This is a genomic window from Vibrio sp. J2-3(2022) (assembly GCF_021725735.1).
GTDB lineage: Bacteria > Pseudomonadota > Gammaproteobacteria > Enterobacterales > Vibrionaceae > Vibrio > Vibrio diabolicus.
Genome location: NZ_JAKKCK010000005.1, coordinates 51402 through 67756, shown reverse-complemented (window position 1 = coordinate 67756; position 16355 = coordinate 51402). Strand labels below are relative to the sequence as shown.

Below are 16355 nucleotides of genomic sequence, written 5' to 3'. Positions count from 1 at the left end.
CTAACGCAGATAAAAAGCCAAATGTGACGCAAAAATTAGCCGAGGCGTTTCACCGTCATGACATCCTTAATCTGCTCAACGCGCTTCGAAACACGAGAAAGCACGTCAATATTAGTGACTTCTAGATCAAAGTCCATGATGGCGAGTTGACGTCTGTAATCGACTCGGTTCTTCATACTGGTCACTTTGATCTTTTCGTTGGCGAACAGTGTCGTAATGTCTTTGAGTAGACCACCTCGCTCCATCGCTTCAACACGGACGGTGAGGATGTATGACCCGACGAAGCCGCTGCCCCAGACAGTATCGATGATACGCTCTGGCGCGTGATGGCGCAGTTCTTCTAACTGCTCACAGTCACTGCGGTGTACTGAAATCCCGCGACCTTGCGTGATGTAACCACAGATATCATCACCTGGAATCGGCTGACAGCAACGCGCTAGGTGCGTCATTAGATTATCGACACCTTCTACCACGACGGCGTCTTTTTTCGGTCGGCTTTGCGCTGGTGATTTGTGCTCTGCTTCTTGCAGTTTTTCCAGTGCTTGCTGGTCTTCTTCTTCTGCCGTTGGCTTGTTAACGAGCGCATTAATATGGTTAATGATTTGGTTGATACGCAAATCACCGCTACCAACACCAACGTAAAGCTCATCTGGTGTTTTGACGTTAAACCGTTTGAGAGCGTAATGCTCAGCATCTTTTAACGTTGCGCCAATTTTTGCTAACTCATGTTCAAGAATTTCACGACCCGCTTCGAGGTTCTTCTCACGGCTTTGCTTTCGGAACCAGGCGTTAATTTTGGCACGCGCGCGGCCAGAATGAACGAAGCCTAATGATGGGTTTAACCAGTCTCGCGATGGGTTAGGCTCTTTCTGAGTGATAATCTCAACCTGATCACCCATATGTAGTTTATGAGTAAACGGTACTATGCGGCCTCCGACTTTGGCGCCAATACAACGGTGTCCCACTTCGGAGTGAATATGGTAGGCAAAATCTAGCGGCGTTGCCCCCATAGGTAAATCGACAACATCGCCACGAGGCGTAAACGCATAGACGCGGTCATCAAAGACTTGGCTACGTAGCTCATCAAGCATTTCGCCAGAATCTGACATTTCTTCTTGCCAATCCAGTAGCTTACGCAGCCACGTGATCTTCTCATCATAACCGCTTCGGCTGCTTGCCCCTTCTTTATATTTCCAGTGCGCTGCAACACCCAGCTCCGACTCTTCATGCATTTGCTTGGTACGAATCTGGATTTCGATGGTTTTGCCTTCTGGCCCTAGAATTACGGTGTGGATCGATTGATAACCGTTTGGTTTAGGGTTAGCAACGTAGTCATCAAACTCGCTCGGTAGGTGCTTGTATTTGGTGTGAACTACGCCCAAAGCCGCGTAACAGTCTTGCAGTTTGTCTGCGATGATACGTACTGCTCGAACATCAAACAGCTCATCGAATGCCAAACTCTTCTTCTGCATTTTTCGCCAAATGCTGTAGATGTGCTTAGGTCGACCACTCACTTCGGCGTTAATACCTGACACTTCCATTTCGTGCGTGAGGTCTTCAACAAAGTCTTTGATGTACTGTTCACGAACGATGCGTCGCTCAGAAAGCTGCTTGGCAATTTGTTTGTAAGTTTCCGGTTGTTGGTAGCGGAAAGCGTAATCTTCAATTTCCCATTTAAGCTGACCGATGCCTAATCGGTTTGCTAGCGGCGCATAGATGTTGGCACACTCTTTTGCCGCCGCACGTCGCACCTCATCAGGCGCTTTTTTAACTTCAATAAGATTACAAATTCGTTCCGCGAGCTTGATAACCACGCAGCGGAAGTCATCCACCATGGCAAGCAGCATGCGGCGTACGTTATCTACCTGAGATGACGCCGCACTGCCTTCCATGTTGACATTGAGTTGGCCAATAGCCGCCATCTCTTCAACGCCATCAATTAATTTTATGATTTCTTTGCTGTATTTCTCTTCCAGAATTTCTCTGTTAAAAGCACCACTTGAAACCAAAGGAAACAGTTGTGCAGCCACTAAGGTGGCCTGATCCATAGACAAGGTGATCAAAATTTCGATCATTTCTCGTCCACGCCACAACAACAGTTCCGCTTGCTCGTTATCGGCTAATACCGTCTGGCAATCTCGATATACTTCGATTAAGCGTGAGGCTGTGTTTTTCTCTTGTCCCAGGCTAGCCACCCAGTTTTCGAGTTCAAACTGTTCATCTTGGTTTAAATGCGCGCTTCTTACCGCAACCATCTCATCATCCTAATTATTATATTCGTGTGGTTTGACTAACACCGTCCAGGTTAGTTCTTTTACCTGCGCGTAAACGCTGGCTTTATGACCACCCACCACAAATAAGGGGCCAAAATCCTAAAGTTAGGACTTTTCAAACAATGCCATCGATTCTAGATGACTGGTATGAGGGAACATGTCCAGCATACCTAATTTAGTTAATTTATAGCCTTGCTCCATCAAGCTTTGGCTGTCCCTAGCAAGGGTAGCAGGATTACAAGAAACATAAACTACACGCTGTGCGCCAAGCTCAGAAACTTGATCGATGATCCCACTCGCCCCCGCGCGTGCTGGGTCTAACAGCACTTTATCAAACCGTTCAGCCGCCCAGACCTGCCCTTCAAAATCTTGCTCAAGGTTAGCGTGATAAAATTGAGCATTATTGATTTGGTTCAAGGATGCATTATTTGTGGCTTTTTCGACCATCTCTGCAACACCCTCGACACCAACCACGTGCTTAGCTAACTTCGCAATCGGTAAACTGAAGTTGCCTACGCCGCAGAACAAATCTAACACTCTGTCACTCTTTTGCGGGTCTAACCACTCAACCGCTTGCTTGACCATTTGTTGATTTACGGCTTGGTTCACTTGAATGAAATTATTTGGCGCAAAAGGAATTTTCACGCCAACCTCTTGATAAAAAGGCATATCACCTTCAACAAGGTTTAGCTGATCTGTTGCTGGCATTAAGTACAGCGATGCATTACGACGTTTTGCCAGCTCCATTAGAGATTGAGTTTCACTCGCTGTCAGAGCACTCAAGTGACGCAACGTAATACACGGCCCATTATCACCAAGTACCAGCTCTACATGGCCCAATTGCTCCGGCTTTTTAAACGCATTTAGTGCTGAATAAACCTCTGGAAGCAGAACGTTCAGTTCCGGCGCCAGCACTGGGCAGTCAGTCACTTGCGCGATTTGCTTACTCTGCTTTTTACGGAAACCAAAATGTAGCTGACGTGTTTTTTTATCGACAAATAAGCTCACTCGCGCACGACGACGATAGGCCAGTGAATCCCCTAATAATGGCGCATCAAGCTCGATATCATTGCCTGAAAATTTTCGCATCAGCTGACGCAGTGTTTGCTGTTTGTACGTCAATTGTTGGTCATAATCTAGATGTTGCAAATCACAGCCGCCACACTCGTGGTAATGCGGACAAAATGGCTCCACGCGAGTGTCACTCGGCTTGAGAATCTTAATCAGTTTACCGCGAGCAAATTTACTTTTTTCTTCCACTAATTGTGTGACGACTTCTTCTCCCGGCAATGCGCCATCAATAAACAGCGGTTTTTTCTTTAGGTAAGCAATACCTGCGCCGTGGTGATCTAAACGCTCCACTTGCACCGCTTGATGACGAGTATTGAGTTGGGTTTTCTTTTTCGGTTGAAAGATGCGTGCCATGCTCTATGCCTGATTTATGTCTAATTGCTCTTCGGCTTCACTATTCTTGATTGCAGCCGTTGTGTGATTCGAGTGACTTGATTATGCTTACCGTTTATTAGGTGACGTCACTTCTTTGCTCAACGCCTTATCGTGCGCTTGAGAAATAATGCGTTATTTTCCCATATCCAGACTCCGATGTAATTAGATAACATGACCAGATATGGCTTACGAGCACGTGTAATTACACTGACTCTCGCTCCCACTCTCATCATTGGTTTATTACTGAGCGGTTTTTTCTCATTTAATCGCTACCAAGACCTTGAGAAACAAGTTATCACCACTGGTAACAGCATCATTGAGCCGTTAGCAATTGCCAGTGAAACTCATCTACTATCAGAAAGCCGAGAGGCGGTACGTCGCTTGATAAGCTACGCCCATCGCAAAAACTCTAAACTGGTTCGTAGTATCGCGGTGTTTGATGAACATCATGAGCTCTTCGTGACATCTAACTTTCACCCTAATTTCGAAGCCTTGATGTTCCCCAAAGATAAACCGATCCCGCAACTGGGCAATTCGGAAATCTACGAAAACTCACTGATATTGCGCGTACCTATTTTGTCCGAGGGTCACTATTTAGCTGAGCTGTCGAACGAAAGCCAAGGAACCAAAGCAATTGGTTATATTGCCGTTGAGTTAGATCTCTCCTCTTTAAGGCTGCAACAGTATCAAGAAGTTTTCTCTGCTTTTTTAGTTCTTATACTCGGTCTTGGCTTGGCAAGTGTGTTTGCTTCACGTCTGATGCACGATGTTACCCAGCCTATCACCCACATGAAGAATGTCGTTGACCGCATCCGCCGTGGTCACCTAGACGTGCGTATCGAAGGTAAAATGCATGGTGAGTTAGACCAACTGAAAAACGGTATTAACGCCATGGCGGTATCTCTATCGGAATATCACGTGGAGATGCAGCACAGTATAGACCAAGCTACATCAGACTTGCGTGAAACGCTTGAGCAGCTAGAGATTCAGAACGTTGAGTTAGATATCGCGAAGAAACGTGCGCAAGAAGCGGCCAGGGTTAAATCTGAGTTCTTGGCGAACATGTCGCACGAACTGCGTACTCCGCTCAATGGGGTTATTGGCTTTACTCGTCAAATGCTTAAAACGCAGCTTTCTAACAGCCAAACTGATTACCTACAGACGATTGAGAAATCGGCGAACAATCTACTGAACATCATCAATGACATTCTCGACTTCTCGAAACTTGAGGCGGGTAAGCTGGCGCTGGAAAACATTCCGTTTGATTTCCGAGAAAGTTTAGAAGAAGTGATTAACCTACAAGCCACAAGTGCACATGAGAAAGGGTTAGAAATCACCCTAAAAGTGGACCCTAAAATTCCACCGGGTTTAGTTGGGGACCCACTACGTATCCAGCAAATTTTGACGAACTTAGTCGGTAACTCAATCAAGTTTACCGAGCGAGGCAACATTGATGTTAGCGTTGAAATGCGCTCTCAATCAGGGGACTCCGTCGAACTGCAATTCATGGTGCGTGATACCGGCATTGGTATTTCTGAACGTCAGCAAGCGCAATTATTCCAAGCATTTAGCCAAGCGGATGCCAGCATTTCACGTCGCTACGGCGGCACTGGGTTAGGTTTGGTTATCACGCAGAAATTGGTAAGCCAGATGGGTGGCGAGATCAGCTTAACCAGCCGCCTACACCAAGGTTCGACGTTCTGGTTTACGGTGCGCTTGCACTCAACCGAAATGCCGATGAGCGAACTGATTGAAGTGGAACTTCTGACTGGCAAACAGTTGCTATTGATTGAACCAAACATGCAAGCCGCATCCGTAACCCAACAGATTCTAAGTCAAGAAGGTATCTTAGTAACCTACCGCTCTTCGCTACCGAAAAACGAAGAACAATATGACTATGTATTACTGAATTTAGCGGCAAATCAAACGCATGATGCAGACGTCATTACACCTTGGATAGAACAAGCGAAACGCATGGCTCCGAGTGTGATCCTAGGGACGCCGAGTACCGAACTGGCACTTGCCGACCAAATTATGACAGAGCATCACGTCCAATGCCTGACGAAGCCGTTGTCTCGCCGTAAACTGCTACAAAGCCTAATTAGCGAACATGTCGAATCACCACCAACATTGAGTGCTCCAATTACGTCAAGCGAAGGGGAGCGTTTACCTCTGACGGTGTTAGCGGTGGATGATAACCCAGCGAACTTGAAGCTGATTTCCGCTCTGCTCCGCGAACGAGTAGAAACCGTCACCGCCTGTAGCAATGGCCAGCAAGCGGTGAACCTGGCGACGGAGAAAAAGTACGACTTAATCTTCATGGATATCCAAATGCCGCAAATGGATGGTGTGACCGCTTGTCAGCACATTAAAGAGTTGGAGTTAAACAAAGATACGCCAGTGATTGCGGTAACGGCGCATGCCATGGCGGGAGAAAGAGACCGCTTGCTCTCGGCTGGAATGGATGATTACTTAACCAAACCTATTGAAGAGCATGTGCTACAACAGGTTTTGGTTCACTGGAACCCAAATGCTTGTACTGAGAGCATTGGCAAAGTCGCCCCTTCATACGTTGATGAGCCTGAAGGGAGCGCACCACAATCCGTTTCTTCGCCTCAGCAGGATGTGATTATTGATTGGCAAGCTGCCTTAAAACAGAGCGCGAATAAAGAGGATCTAGCCAAAGACATGCTGCGCATGTTGATTGAGTTCATCCCTGAAGTAGAAGCAGTCGTTGACCAAGCTCTGGAGCAAGAAGATATCTCCCGTGATGACCTAATTCATGTCATCCATAAGCTGCACGGCAGTAGCTCATATTGCGGAGTGCCTAGGCTGAAATCACTCTGTGCGACGCTTGAGCAAGCACTGCGCTCAGGGATCAGTCTTGAGGAGGTTGAGCCTGAAATGTTCGAGCTGCAAGATGAAATGATTAAAGTCACAACGACTGCAAAATTATACCTTGAACAGTAATCTGCTCGAGAGACAAGAAAGCCAGAGCATCTGCTCTGGCTTTTTAGTATTTTGTTTAAGACTTACAAGCTAGGATTCAAAAATGACCGTCGCCACAGCGTAATGACGCTCATCGGAAATGGACAGGTGAATGTGGTTAACGCCCATCGCATCCGCTATTTGCTTTGCTGTGCCCGTCAATGCGAGCACTGGCTTTCCAAGCGCATCGTTAGAGATGGAAAAATCGTGAAACGTGACCCCTTTTGCGATCCCTGTCCCCAATGCTTTTGAGGCCGCTTCTTTGACCGCAAAGCGCTTAGCAAGATAACGGCCTTGCAGCTTAAGCTGTGAAAATTTAGCCATTTCTTCTTCTGAAAGAATACGCTGAGCAAAAGGCTCACCACTACGAGCTAACGCTTTTTCAATACGCTCAATTTCTGCAATGTCGGTCCCTAACCCTATAATCGCCATCTAGATAGCCCTATTACTGGCGTGCCTCAATCATCAGTGCTTTCATGTCCGCAACCGCTTTATTCAAACCATCAAATACCGCGCGACCAATGATTGAGTGACCAATGTTGAGTTCGTAAATTTCTGGTAATGCAGCAATTGGCGCGACATTGTGATAAGTCAGGCCATGCCCGGCATTAACAATAATACCTAGGTCATGAGCATAACTCGCACCAGCGGCAATCTTCTTCAGTTCAGCTTGTTGTTCGTCTTCTGTCGTCGCATCAGCATAATGACCCGTGTGTAGCTCAATAAACGGAGCACCACACTTTTTCGCAGCTTCAATCTGTTGACGGTCAGCATCAATAAAGAGTGAAACTTTAATGCCTGCATCTGTCAGCTTTTTCGTCGCAGCTTTAATTTTTTCAAGCTGCCCCACAACGTCCAAGCCACCTTCCGTCGTCAGTTCTTCACGTTTTTCAGGCACTAAGCACACAAACTCTGGTTGAGTTTGCAGCGCAATCTCAACCATTTCGTCTGTCACTGCCATCTCTAGATTCATACGCGTTTGAATGGTTTCACGCAGAATACGTACATCACGATCCAAAATATGGCGACGGTCTTCACGTAAGTGAATTGTGATACCATCCGCGCCTGCACGCTCAGCAATTTCTGCAGCGTGAACAGGATCCGGGTATTTTGTACCACGTGCATTGCGTAGAGTGGCAATATGGTCGATATTGACGCCTAAATAAATTGAGCTCATTTTCCGTTACTCCGTGCTCTGGGGGTCTGAATGAAAAATTCACGACTTTTTAAAGGTTTGCCGCCAAGATACGGCTTTAAGGCTATACGTGTAAAGCGTTTTGCCGCTTTTAGCTGCTCTTTAGTGACGAACCGCCGCTCACTGATAGCAATCAGCTCATTCCCTAAAAACGTAAGGTTATCGCGCCTAACCGAAGCTATGAAGCCTTTTTGTTCCCGGTAACGATACGTCATCTCTGGGTCGACGGGCTCGCCAGTACCTGCACAGTGCAAGAAATCCACGCCATACCCCATAGAAGAGAGCAATGCTAACTCAAAACGACGCAGTGCTGGCTCAGGGTTCTCGTTGTGTGCCAACTCTGTTAACGCATGCAAATAATCATGAAATAGCGCTGGCATCGGCACTTCAGCCATCAAGATACGGCCAATCAGTTCATTGACGTACATGGCAGAGTAGAGATTAATGCCCGTTAGCGGTAAGCCTAGGCTTATCGGCTCAGCTTGACGCAAAGTCTTCATCGAACCTTTCCCCGACCATTTAAGTAACAGCGGAGTAAAAGGTTGCAATGCGCCTTTTAAGTTCGAACGCTTACTGCGCGCGCCTTTGGCCATTAAAGTCATTCGGCCATATTCCTCACTAAATACATCAAGGATTAAGCTCGATTCACTGTAAGGGCGGCGATGTAAAACAAAACAGCGCTGTAAACCTTCGGAAGACAGATTACTCATCTAAGTCATTGTGCCTAAAAAGTGTGAAATAAAAAATAAGGAGCCGAGCGGCTCCTTATTTTAATCGATACTAATTTTTCATCGATGTTGGAGCGAAGCATCTTCGCAGCCAAGATTATAAGTCGTCGATATAGCCCAACGAGCGCAGTGCTCGTTCATCGTCTGCCCAGCCAGATTTCACTTTTACCCAGGTTTCTAGGTAAACCTTACGACCGAACAACTCTTCCATATCTAAACGCGCTTCACGACCAATGGTTTTGATCTTCTCGCCACCTTTACCAATCACCATTTTCTTCTGGCCATTACGCTCCACAAGAATCAAGGCATTGATATGGAAACCGTCGGTTTCTGGGTTGTAATCAAAACGTTCAATCTCGACCGTTACCGAGTATGGCAATTCTTCACCCGTGAAACGCATTAACTTTTCACGCACAATTTCAGATGCCATAAAACGCTGGGAGCGATCAGTCACGTATTCTTCTGGGAAGTGGTGCGTTGCTTTAGGTAAGTGATTACGAACGTGCTTACGCAGTACATCAATGTTCTTCCCTTGCTTCGCAGAAATTGGCACAACGTCCACGAAGTCCATCTTCTTAGACATCTCAGCCATGTGTAGCATAACTTCGTTACGATCTTGCACGTTGTCGACTTTATTGACACAAAGCACAACTGGGAAGTTCGATTTTTGAAGCTTAGTTAGCACCATCTCATCGTCTTTGGTCCAATGCGTACCATCGACTAAGAAGAACACTAGGTTTACATCACTTAGAGATGAGTTAGCCGCACGGTTCATCAGGCGGTTAATCGCACGCTTTTCTTCGATGTGAAGTCCTGGCGTGTCAACGTAAATCGCTTGGTAATCGCCGTCTGTGTCCACACCCATAATGCGGTGGCGTGTTGTTTGCGGCTTACGTGAGGTGATCGAAATCTTCTGACCCAAGATTTTGTTCAGAAGTGTCGACTTACCTACGTTTGGGCGACCAACTATGGCAATGAAGCCACAATGCTGGTTTTCTGGCGAGCTTGGCTCACCTTGTGATGCGAAAAACGCATCGATATCAAATTCGTTATCAGCCATTTGTTAATTGCTCAAGTGCTGTTTCAGCGGCCGCTTGTTCTGCCTTGCGGCGGCTGGTGCCTTTCCCGATTACAGGCTTGTCCACACCTGCTACTTCACACTCAACCGTAAACTCTTGGTTGTGCGCTTCACCTTTAATATTAGTCACTGTGTACACAGGCAGCGGTTTTCTTCTGCCTTGTAGGAACTCTTGTAGGCGAGTTTTCGGATCTTTTTGTGAGACGCCAGGTTTAATGGCTTCAAGGCGTGAGTTGTACCAACTCAGTACAATGCCTCGCACGACTTCAAGATCGCTGTCTAGGTAAATTGCGCCAATAATGGCTTCAACCGCATCGGCTAAAATAGAGTCTCGGCGGAAACCGCCACTCTTCAATTCACCTGGACCTAATTTTAAATAATCTCCTAGATCGAATTCACGACCCAGTTCCGCCAATGTATGTCCACGAACCAAAGTAGCACGCATACGGCTCATGTCACCCTCGTTCACTTTCGGGAAACGATGGTACAGATCATCAGCGATGACAAAACTTAAAATTGAATCGCCCAGAAACTCAAGACGTTCATTATGCTTACTGTTGGCGCTGCGGTGAGTCAGCGCCAAGTTGATAAGCCCGGCATCTTGAAACTGGTAGCCGAGCTTTCTCTCTAGTTTATCAATTGGAGAATTCATACTCTCTCGATATAAAATGGTTAGTGAATACCACCGATGCGGTTAAAACGCACACCAGTTGGAATCCATGAAGGTAGAACGCTATCTGCGCCACGATCAAACTCGAAGCTGATCCAAATGGCGACAGCTTTGCCGACTAAGTTTGCTTCAGGAACGAAGCCCCAGTAACGGCTGTCAGCACTGTTGTCACGGTTATCACCCATCACAAAGTACTGACCTTGTGGTACAACCCACTCTGTCGTGCCGCTACGTGGGAAGTATTGCTCCACACGGTTACGAACAAGAGGGTTAACCAAAATATTGTGCTCCACGTTACCCAATTTTTCATCCAGTTGGATCATTGGAATACCGTTCGAGCTAAACTGACTTTCTTCAACATTGCTCAGTTTAACTGGTTTACACGCCGATTCACCTTGGCTTTGCACGCAAAGCTGCTTATCACTTGAATAACGCACTATATCACCAGGCAAACCAACAACACGCTTAATGTAATCCACACTTGGTTGTGGCGGGTATTTGAATACCACGATATCACCACGCTCAGGTTTACCTGTTTCAACTAACTGCGTGCGCCATACCGGATCTTTCAAGCCATAGGCGTATTTTTCTACCAAGATAAAGTCACCCACCAACAAAGTCGGCATCATTGAGCCTGATGGGATTTGAAATGGTTCGTAGATAAAAGAACGTAATACTAAAACGAACGCAATCACAGGAAAAATTGAGACGCTATTTTCAACCCACCAAGGCTGACGCTCAACTTTTTGCAAGGTCACTGCATCCAAACCATTAGACGTCTGAGCTTGAATCTCAGCCAGTTTTTCCTGACGCTTTTTCGCGAAAACCAGCTTTTCCAGTAGCCAAACTACGCCAGTTACCAAAGTCGCAATAACCAACATCAGTGAGAATGTATTCGCCATTAAATTCCCTTATCTAAAAATACGAAAGTGAAAGAGCCGAAACCCTTTCACTTATTTTAATATCTAACGTCTTAAGACCGACAAGTGTGAGACAAAGTTCAACTTTAGTCTTTACCTACGTGAAGGATGGCTAGGAACGCTTCTTGAGGCAGCTCAACGTTACCGATCTGCTTCATGCGCTTCTTACCTTCTTTCTGTTTCTTCAGAAGTTTCTTCTTACGACTTACGTCACCGCCGTAACATTTCGCGATTACGTTCTTACGCAGCTGTTTTACAGTTGAACGTGCGATAATGTGGTTACCAATCGCTGCTTGGATTGCGATATCAAACATTTGGCGAGGGATAAATTCTTTCATCTTCTCTACCAGCTGACGACCGCGAGTCTGAGACTGGTCTTTGTGTGTGATCATCGCCAATGCATCAACGGTGTCACCGTTCAGAAGAACGTCTACACGCACCATGTTCGACGCTTCAAAGCGCTGGAAGTTGTAATCCAAAGACGCATAACCACGAGAGGTCGATTTCAGACGGTCGAAGAAATCCAGCACCACTTCGGCCATTGGAATATCGTAAGTCACGGCGACTTGGTTACCGTGGTAAACCATATCGACCTGAGTACCACGCTTTTCAACACACAGCGTGATGACGTTACCTAGATACTCTGAAGGTACCAGGATATTACAACGAGCGATCGGTTCACGAATTTCTTCAATATCATTGATCGCTGGTAGTTTGGCAGGACTATCAACGTACAGCAGTTCACCATCCGTTTTTTCAACTTCGTAAACTACGGTTGGCGCCGTGGTGATGAGATCTAAGTCGTATTCACGCTCTAGACGCTCTTGGATGATTTCCATGTGCAGCATGCCAAGGAAACCACAACGGAAACCAAAGCCAAGTGCCGCGGAGTTTTCTGGCTCGTAGAATAGCGATGCGTCGTTTAGGCTTAATTTGCCCAGCGCATCACGGAAGTTCTCGTAATCGTCAGAAGATACCGGGAACAGACCTGCGTAAACCTGAGGTTTTACTTTCTTAAAACCTGGTAGCGGTTTTTCACAGCCATTCTTAGCCATAGTCAGCGTATCACCAACTGGTGCACCAAGGATGTCTTTAATACCACAAACCACCCAACCTACTTCACCAGTACGAAGGATGTCGGTATCTACTTGTTTTGGTGTAAAAATACCAAGACGGTCTACACCCCAAACTTGACCCGTGCTCATCACTTTGATCTTGTCGTTCTTCTTCAGTTCGCCGTTTTTAATACGTACTAGAGAAACAACGCCAAGGTAGTTATCAAACCATGAGTCAATGATCAGCGCTTGTAGTGGCGCATCTGGATCACCTTCCGGTGCTGGAATCGCTGACACAATGTTCTCTAGAACGTCATCAACACCGATGCCTGTCTTCGCAGAACAGCGGGTTGCTTCCATTGCATCGATACCAACGATTTCTTCAATTTCTTCTGCCACGCGCTCAGGATCGGCTGCTGGTAGGTCAATCTTGTTCAAGATTGGCACAACCTCTAGATCCATTTCGATCGCGGTGTAACAGTTAGCCAGTGTTTGAGCCTCAACACCTTGACCCGCATCTACAACCAATAACGCACCTTCACAAGCCGCTAGAGAACGTGATACTTCATATGCAAAGTCAACGTGCCCCGGAGTATCGATGAAGTTCAGCTGATACGTTTCACCGTCTTTAGCGGTGTAGTTTAGCGTCACACTCTGAGATTTAATGGTGATACCACGCTCACGTTCAAGATCCATAGAATCCAGAACCTGTGCGGCCATTTCACGATCGGTTAACCCGCCACAAACTTGGATTAGACGGTCTGATAGGGTCGACTTACCATGGTCGATGTGGGCGATAATCGAAAAGTTACGAATGTGCTTCATAGATTTAGGGTGACTAACTCTTTACAAATAGGGACAGTAAGAAACGCCATCTACTGACGGCATTTCAATCAAGTTGGCAGATTCTACCGAATTTCGTTAACGGGCGCACGTAATTTAAAGTACATACCCAAATAACCTTTAGTGGAGGGGGACAACACTTACTGGATTGGCTCTCCAAGTACCCGAACGAGGGTAACTTGGCGCTTGGATTCATCCTCTAACGGACGAGAAACACGTTTTGCGATCCACATTCCACCAGCTGCAAATAGTACTGATGCCAATATGATGATACCTTCCCCGCCCGCGGTCAGCGGCGCTAATAGGAAGTGACCAAACATCGCACCGATAATCAAACCAAACAACGGCAGTAAATAAACCGCCATTGCTGATTTTATCAGGCTCGACTCAGGAAAGCCTATCTCGACGACTTGACCTATCTTCACTGATTTATCCGTGCGCAGGTTCCAAGATAAACTCTTGTTACCAATGGCTTTAGTCACAACGCCCGTTCCACAGCTTTTCTGTGAAGAGCAACTACTGCAACTGGTCTGCTGTTCGCAGCTTAAATCAATTTCGTATTGTTTACCGCGACGATGTACGTCTGTCACAGTAGCCAACGCGGTCATCATTGTTGTTTACTCTTTGTTACATTAAATGTGACAGATTGGGCGATACGTTGTGCTGTGGTCGGCGGAATGTCTCCTACAACGGAGATTTCATGTTGACCGCTCACAAAACTGTGTAGCGTTCTTCTGCCTTGGCGAACCAACTGCCCTTTTAACGAATGCTCATCTTTGTTTGCTACGTAAACAGAGAAGCTAAACAGACCATCAGAATACAGCTGGCTCTCCACCATTTGATTAGTAACGGCCATACGATAGCGGTTGAGCTCGTTCGGCTCGAAACCTTCAGGGATCCAACCTACCTGCCAATTACTGGTCCCAATATCGCCTTTTGGCATGGTGAGAACAGCTGGTAATTGAACATCTTGTAGGCCACTCATTAACTCTGCGATTTTTGGATTCACCGTGTAAGAAATAGTGCGATATTGTTCAAGCATCTCACCATCACGGTCCACAAGGTCAGCACGTAACGGCAATTTACTCTTTTCATCGATCCATAGTACGTATGAATAGCGCAGACCGTCTTTAGGGACGACACGCAGCACTTGTGTTGCTACACCTGCTTCACGAGCTCTACCCACTTTTACATAGTCGTAATACAAGTTTAGCTCATCGATATTGGTATTGAGCATAGGCATGGTCGGAGCGACCATTTTACCTGACTCGATGGTGAATGGTTCTAAACCCGTTTCGATATAGCTTACTTCTGTGCCGCGACGAATCACTTCGCGTACAGGGCCACTTAAATAGACAAGATGAGCATATTGATCGTCACCATGCGTCGCATGACGATACAGCAACGGCTCAATGCTGTTCTTTTTGATAAGGATATAAGAGAGTTCGTAACTTAAATTCTTACTCGCCTCGCTCATTTGATGCAATAAAGCCTCCGCTGGCTTATCACCAGCAAAGGCTTGAGAAGACATCATACTGAACAGAGCGCAAGCGCTGATCAGAAATTTTTTCATTCAATATCCGGATTCAGATTTGCATCTTGTTGAGATGCATCACTGTTAATTCGTAACTGCAATTCGTAGTCTCGCAGCATAGCATGAACACGCTTACGTTGCTCTTGCATATTTGCTTCACCTACAGAACGCTCAACAGACTCACGAGTTAAACTCACAGGCTCTGCGCTGCCAGCAAACGGAACTGTCTGCAACACAGGCAATTGGTCTGTTTGCGGCGACATTGAATCGCTACCACCGTACTGCTGTACACCTAAAATAACGACAAGCGATACACATGCAGCAACAGCAACTTGACCAAACTGTGTCAACCAACCTGGCAACTGACGTTTTGCTTTTTGCGGTTCTGGTTGCGACTCTTTTGGCGTATCAGCAATTGAGATAACATTTGCACCGTGCGAATCAAACGCACGATGTGCAGGTTCATCTTCTAACGCTAACGCCACGCTTTCAGCAATATTCCACTCAGGTTTTGCTGGCGCTTCGCCTCGCATCACATCACCAATCAGGTGATAGTTCTGCCAAGCATCACGGCTCTCTTGATCTTGCTCTAACTCTTGAATTAAAGCCTTATCGACCAATTCTCCATCCATGAGAGCTGAAAGTTTTTCTTTGTCAGCCATTATTTTCACCATAGTTATTACTTGTACTAGCGTTGCAAAAGAGGTCTGATTTTCTTTTCCACCGCCTCACGAGCACGGAAGATACGCGATCGTACCGTTCCTACCGGGCAATCCATCACTTCTGCAATTTCTTCATAACTCAAGCCATCGAGCTCTCGTAAAGTCATTGCGGTTTTTAAATCTTCAGGTAAAGCTTCGATTGCACTGAACACCACCCGTTGCAATTCTTTGGACAACGTTAAGTTCTCAGGGTTCGATATTTCTTTAAGTGCACTACCTGTTTCGTAAAATTCAGCATCTTCAGCATCGACATCTGTCGCTGGAGGTCTACGCCCTTGAGCAACAATGTGATTTTTCGCAGTATTCACTGCAATGCGATACAGCCACGTATAAAACGCACTCTCCCCACGAAAGCTGGGAATAGCTCGGTAAGCTTTAATAAACGCTTCTTGTGCTACATCTGGTACATCGCCAGGATTACTAACGTATCTGGAAATAAGATTACATACCTTGTTCTGGTACTTCGTTACCAGCAGGTTGAATGCTTGCTTATCGCCATTCTGAACTCGCTCAATCAATACTTGATCGGTCAGCTGCTCGTTCATTCGAGCGGATACTCCTATTTGTTATGCCCCTACTCTTCTCAGATATGGGTACTAATTATGCAAAACGTAGTATTGACACCACTGCTTACTTGAGCACTATTGTGACCCTAACGTGAATGAGAAAGTTCCATGGTTTCTCAAGTTTTTTGTCATTGTTTTTTCACAATGTGATGTCTATACCCAAATGACCACCGTTGCCTGACTTTAGTCTAAGTTTGACAAGCGAGCATCTTGAGGGGAATTGGGTATAATGAATGATCTCTGTCCCAGATTGTGCTGGGTCGAGCATGGAAAAGCAATGGCATTGACAAACTATTACTTTTCATTTGCATGGCTAATGGCTATCTGAACACCGCGT

The 16355-nt window shown here is 46.2% G+C and carries 14 protein-coding genes; 1 reads left to right on the top strand and 13 read right to left on the bottom strand.

Features of this window, described 5'->3' with window-relative positions:
- Positions 1-35 precede the first annotated feature (35 nt).
- A complete protein-coding gene (gene relA, locus L3V27_RS17560) occupies positions 36-2255 on the bottom strand; it encodes a GTP diphosphokinase (protein ID WP_237312410.1) in 2220 nt (739 codons plus the stop codon).
- A gap of 123 nt (positions 2256-2378) precedes the next feature.
- Positions 2379-3698: a 23S rRNA (uracil(1939)-C(5))-methyltransferase RlmD gene (gene rlmD, locus L3V27_RS17555; RefSeq protein ID WP_237312408.1), complete on the bottom strand. Its 1320-nt coding sequence runs from the start codon at positions 3696-3698 to the stop codon at positions 2379-2381.
- Between the two features lie 192 nt (positions 3699-3890).
- Between rlmD and barA the strand changes: the two genes are divergently transcribed.
- Positions 3891-6689 carry a two-component sensor histidine kinase BarA gene (gene barA, locus L3V27_RS17550; protein WP_237312406.1) on the top strand — a complete coding sequence of 933 codons (2799 nt, stop codon included), beginning with the start codon at positions 3891-3893 and terminating at the stop codon, positions 6687-6689.
- Between the two features lie 69 nt (positions 6690-6758).
- On the opposite strand, the gene acpS is transcribed toward barA, so the two are convergent.
- The 11 genes from acpS to rpoE all read right to left on the bottom strand — a co-directional run bounded on the left by acpS (position 6759) and on the right by rpoE (position 15997).
- Positions 6759-7139, bottom strand: coding sequence for a holo-ACP synthase (acpS, locus tag L3V27_RS17545; RefSeq protein WP_012841407.1), 381 nt, complete (start codon positions 7137-7139; stop codon positions 6759-6761).
- Between the two features lie 13 nt (positions 7140-7152).
- Complete coding sequence (gene pdxJ, locus L3V27_RS17540) at positions 7153-7884, bottom strand: pyridoxine 5'-phosphate synthase (RefSeq protein WP_006743311.1); 732 nt, start codon at positions 7882-7884, stop codon at positions 7153-7155.
- Positions 7881-8612 (bottom strand): DNA repair protein RecO, encoded by a 732-nt coding sequence (gene recO, locus L3V27_RS17535; RefSeq protein WP_006743310.1) that lies wholly within the window; start codon positions 8610-8612, stop codon positions 7881-7883. Before recO ends, pdxJ begins: the two co-directional genes overlap by 4 nt.
- Positions 8613-8727: 115 nt before the next feature.
- Complete coding sequence (gene era, locus L3V27_RS17530) at positions 8728-9690, bottom strand: GTPase Era (RefSeq protein ID WP_006743309.1); 963 nt, start codon at positions 9688-9690, stop codon at positions 8728-8730.
- Positions 9683-10360 carry a ribonuclease III gene (rnc, locus tag L3V27_RS17525; protein ID WP_005393907.1) on the bottom strand — a complete coding sequence of 226 codons (678 nt, stop codon included), beginning with the start codon at positions 10358-10360 and terminating at the stop codon, positions 9683-9685. Before rnc ends, era begins: the two co-directional genes overlap by 8 nt.
- A gap of 20 nt (positions 10361-10380) precedes the next feature.
- On the bottom strand, positions 10381-11280 hold the full coding sequence (lepB, locus tag L3V27_RS17520) for a signal peptidase I (RefSeq protein WP_005380933.1): 900 nt from the start codon (positions 11278-11280) through the stop codon (positions 10381-10383).
- A 104-nt stretch (positions 11281-11384) separates the two neighbouring features.
- The gene (lepA, locus tag L3V27_RS17515) at positions 11385-13178 is read right to left on the bottom strand and encodes a translation elongation factor 4 (protein ID WP_005393909.1); all 1794 of its coding nucleotides are present in this window, start codon (positions 13176-13178) and stop codon (positions 11385-11387) included.
- Positions 13179-13336: 158 nt separating this feature from the next.
- Positions 13337-13807 carry a SoxR reducing system RseC family protein gene (locus L3V27_RS17510; RefSeq protein WP_237312404.1) on the bottom strand — a complete coding sequence of 157 codons (471 nt, stop codon included), beginning with the start codon at positions 13805-13807 and terminating at the stop codon, positions 13337-13339.
- Positions 13804-14769 (bottom strand): sigma-E factor regulatory protein RseB, encoded by a 966-nt coding sequence (gene rseB, locus L3V27_RS17505; protein ID WP_005393918.1) that lies wholly within the window; start codon positions 14767-14769, stop codon positions 13804-13806. Before rseB ends, L3V27_RS17510 begins: the two co-directional genes overlap by 4 nt.
- Entirely contained in the window at positions 14766-15392 is a 627-nt protein-coding gene (locus L3V27_RS17500; protein ID WP_046875100.1) for a sigma-E factor negative regulatory protein, read from the bottom strand. Before L3V27_RS17500 ends, rseB begins: the two co-directional genes overlap by 4 nt.
- A 26-nt stretch (positions 15393-15418) precedes the next feature.
- Positions 15419-15997, bottom strand: coding sequence for an RNA polymerase sigma factor RpoE (gene rpoE, locus L3V27_RS17495; protein ID WP_005380946.1), 579 nt, complete (start codon positions 15995-15997; stop codon positions 15419-15421).
- Between the last annotated feature and the right edge of the window lie 358 nt (positions 15998-16355).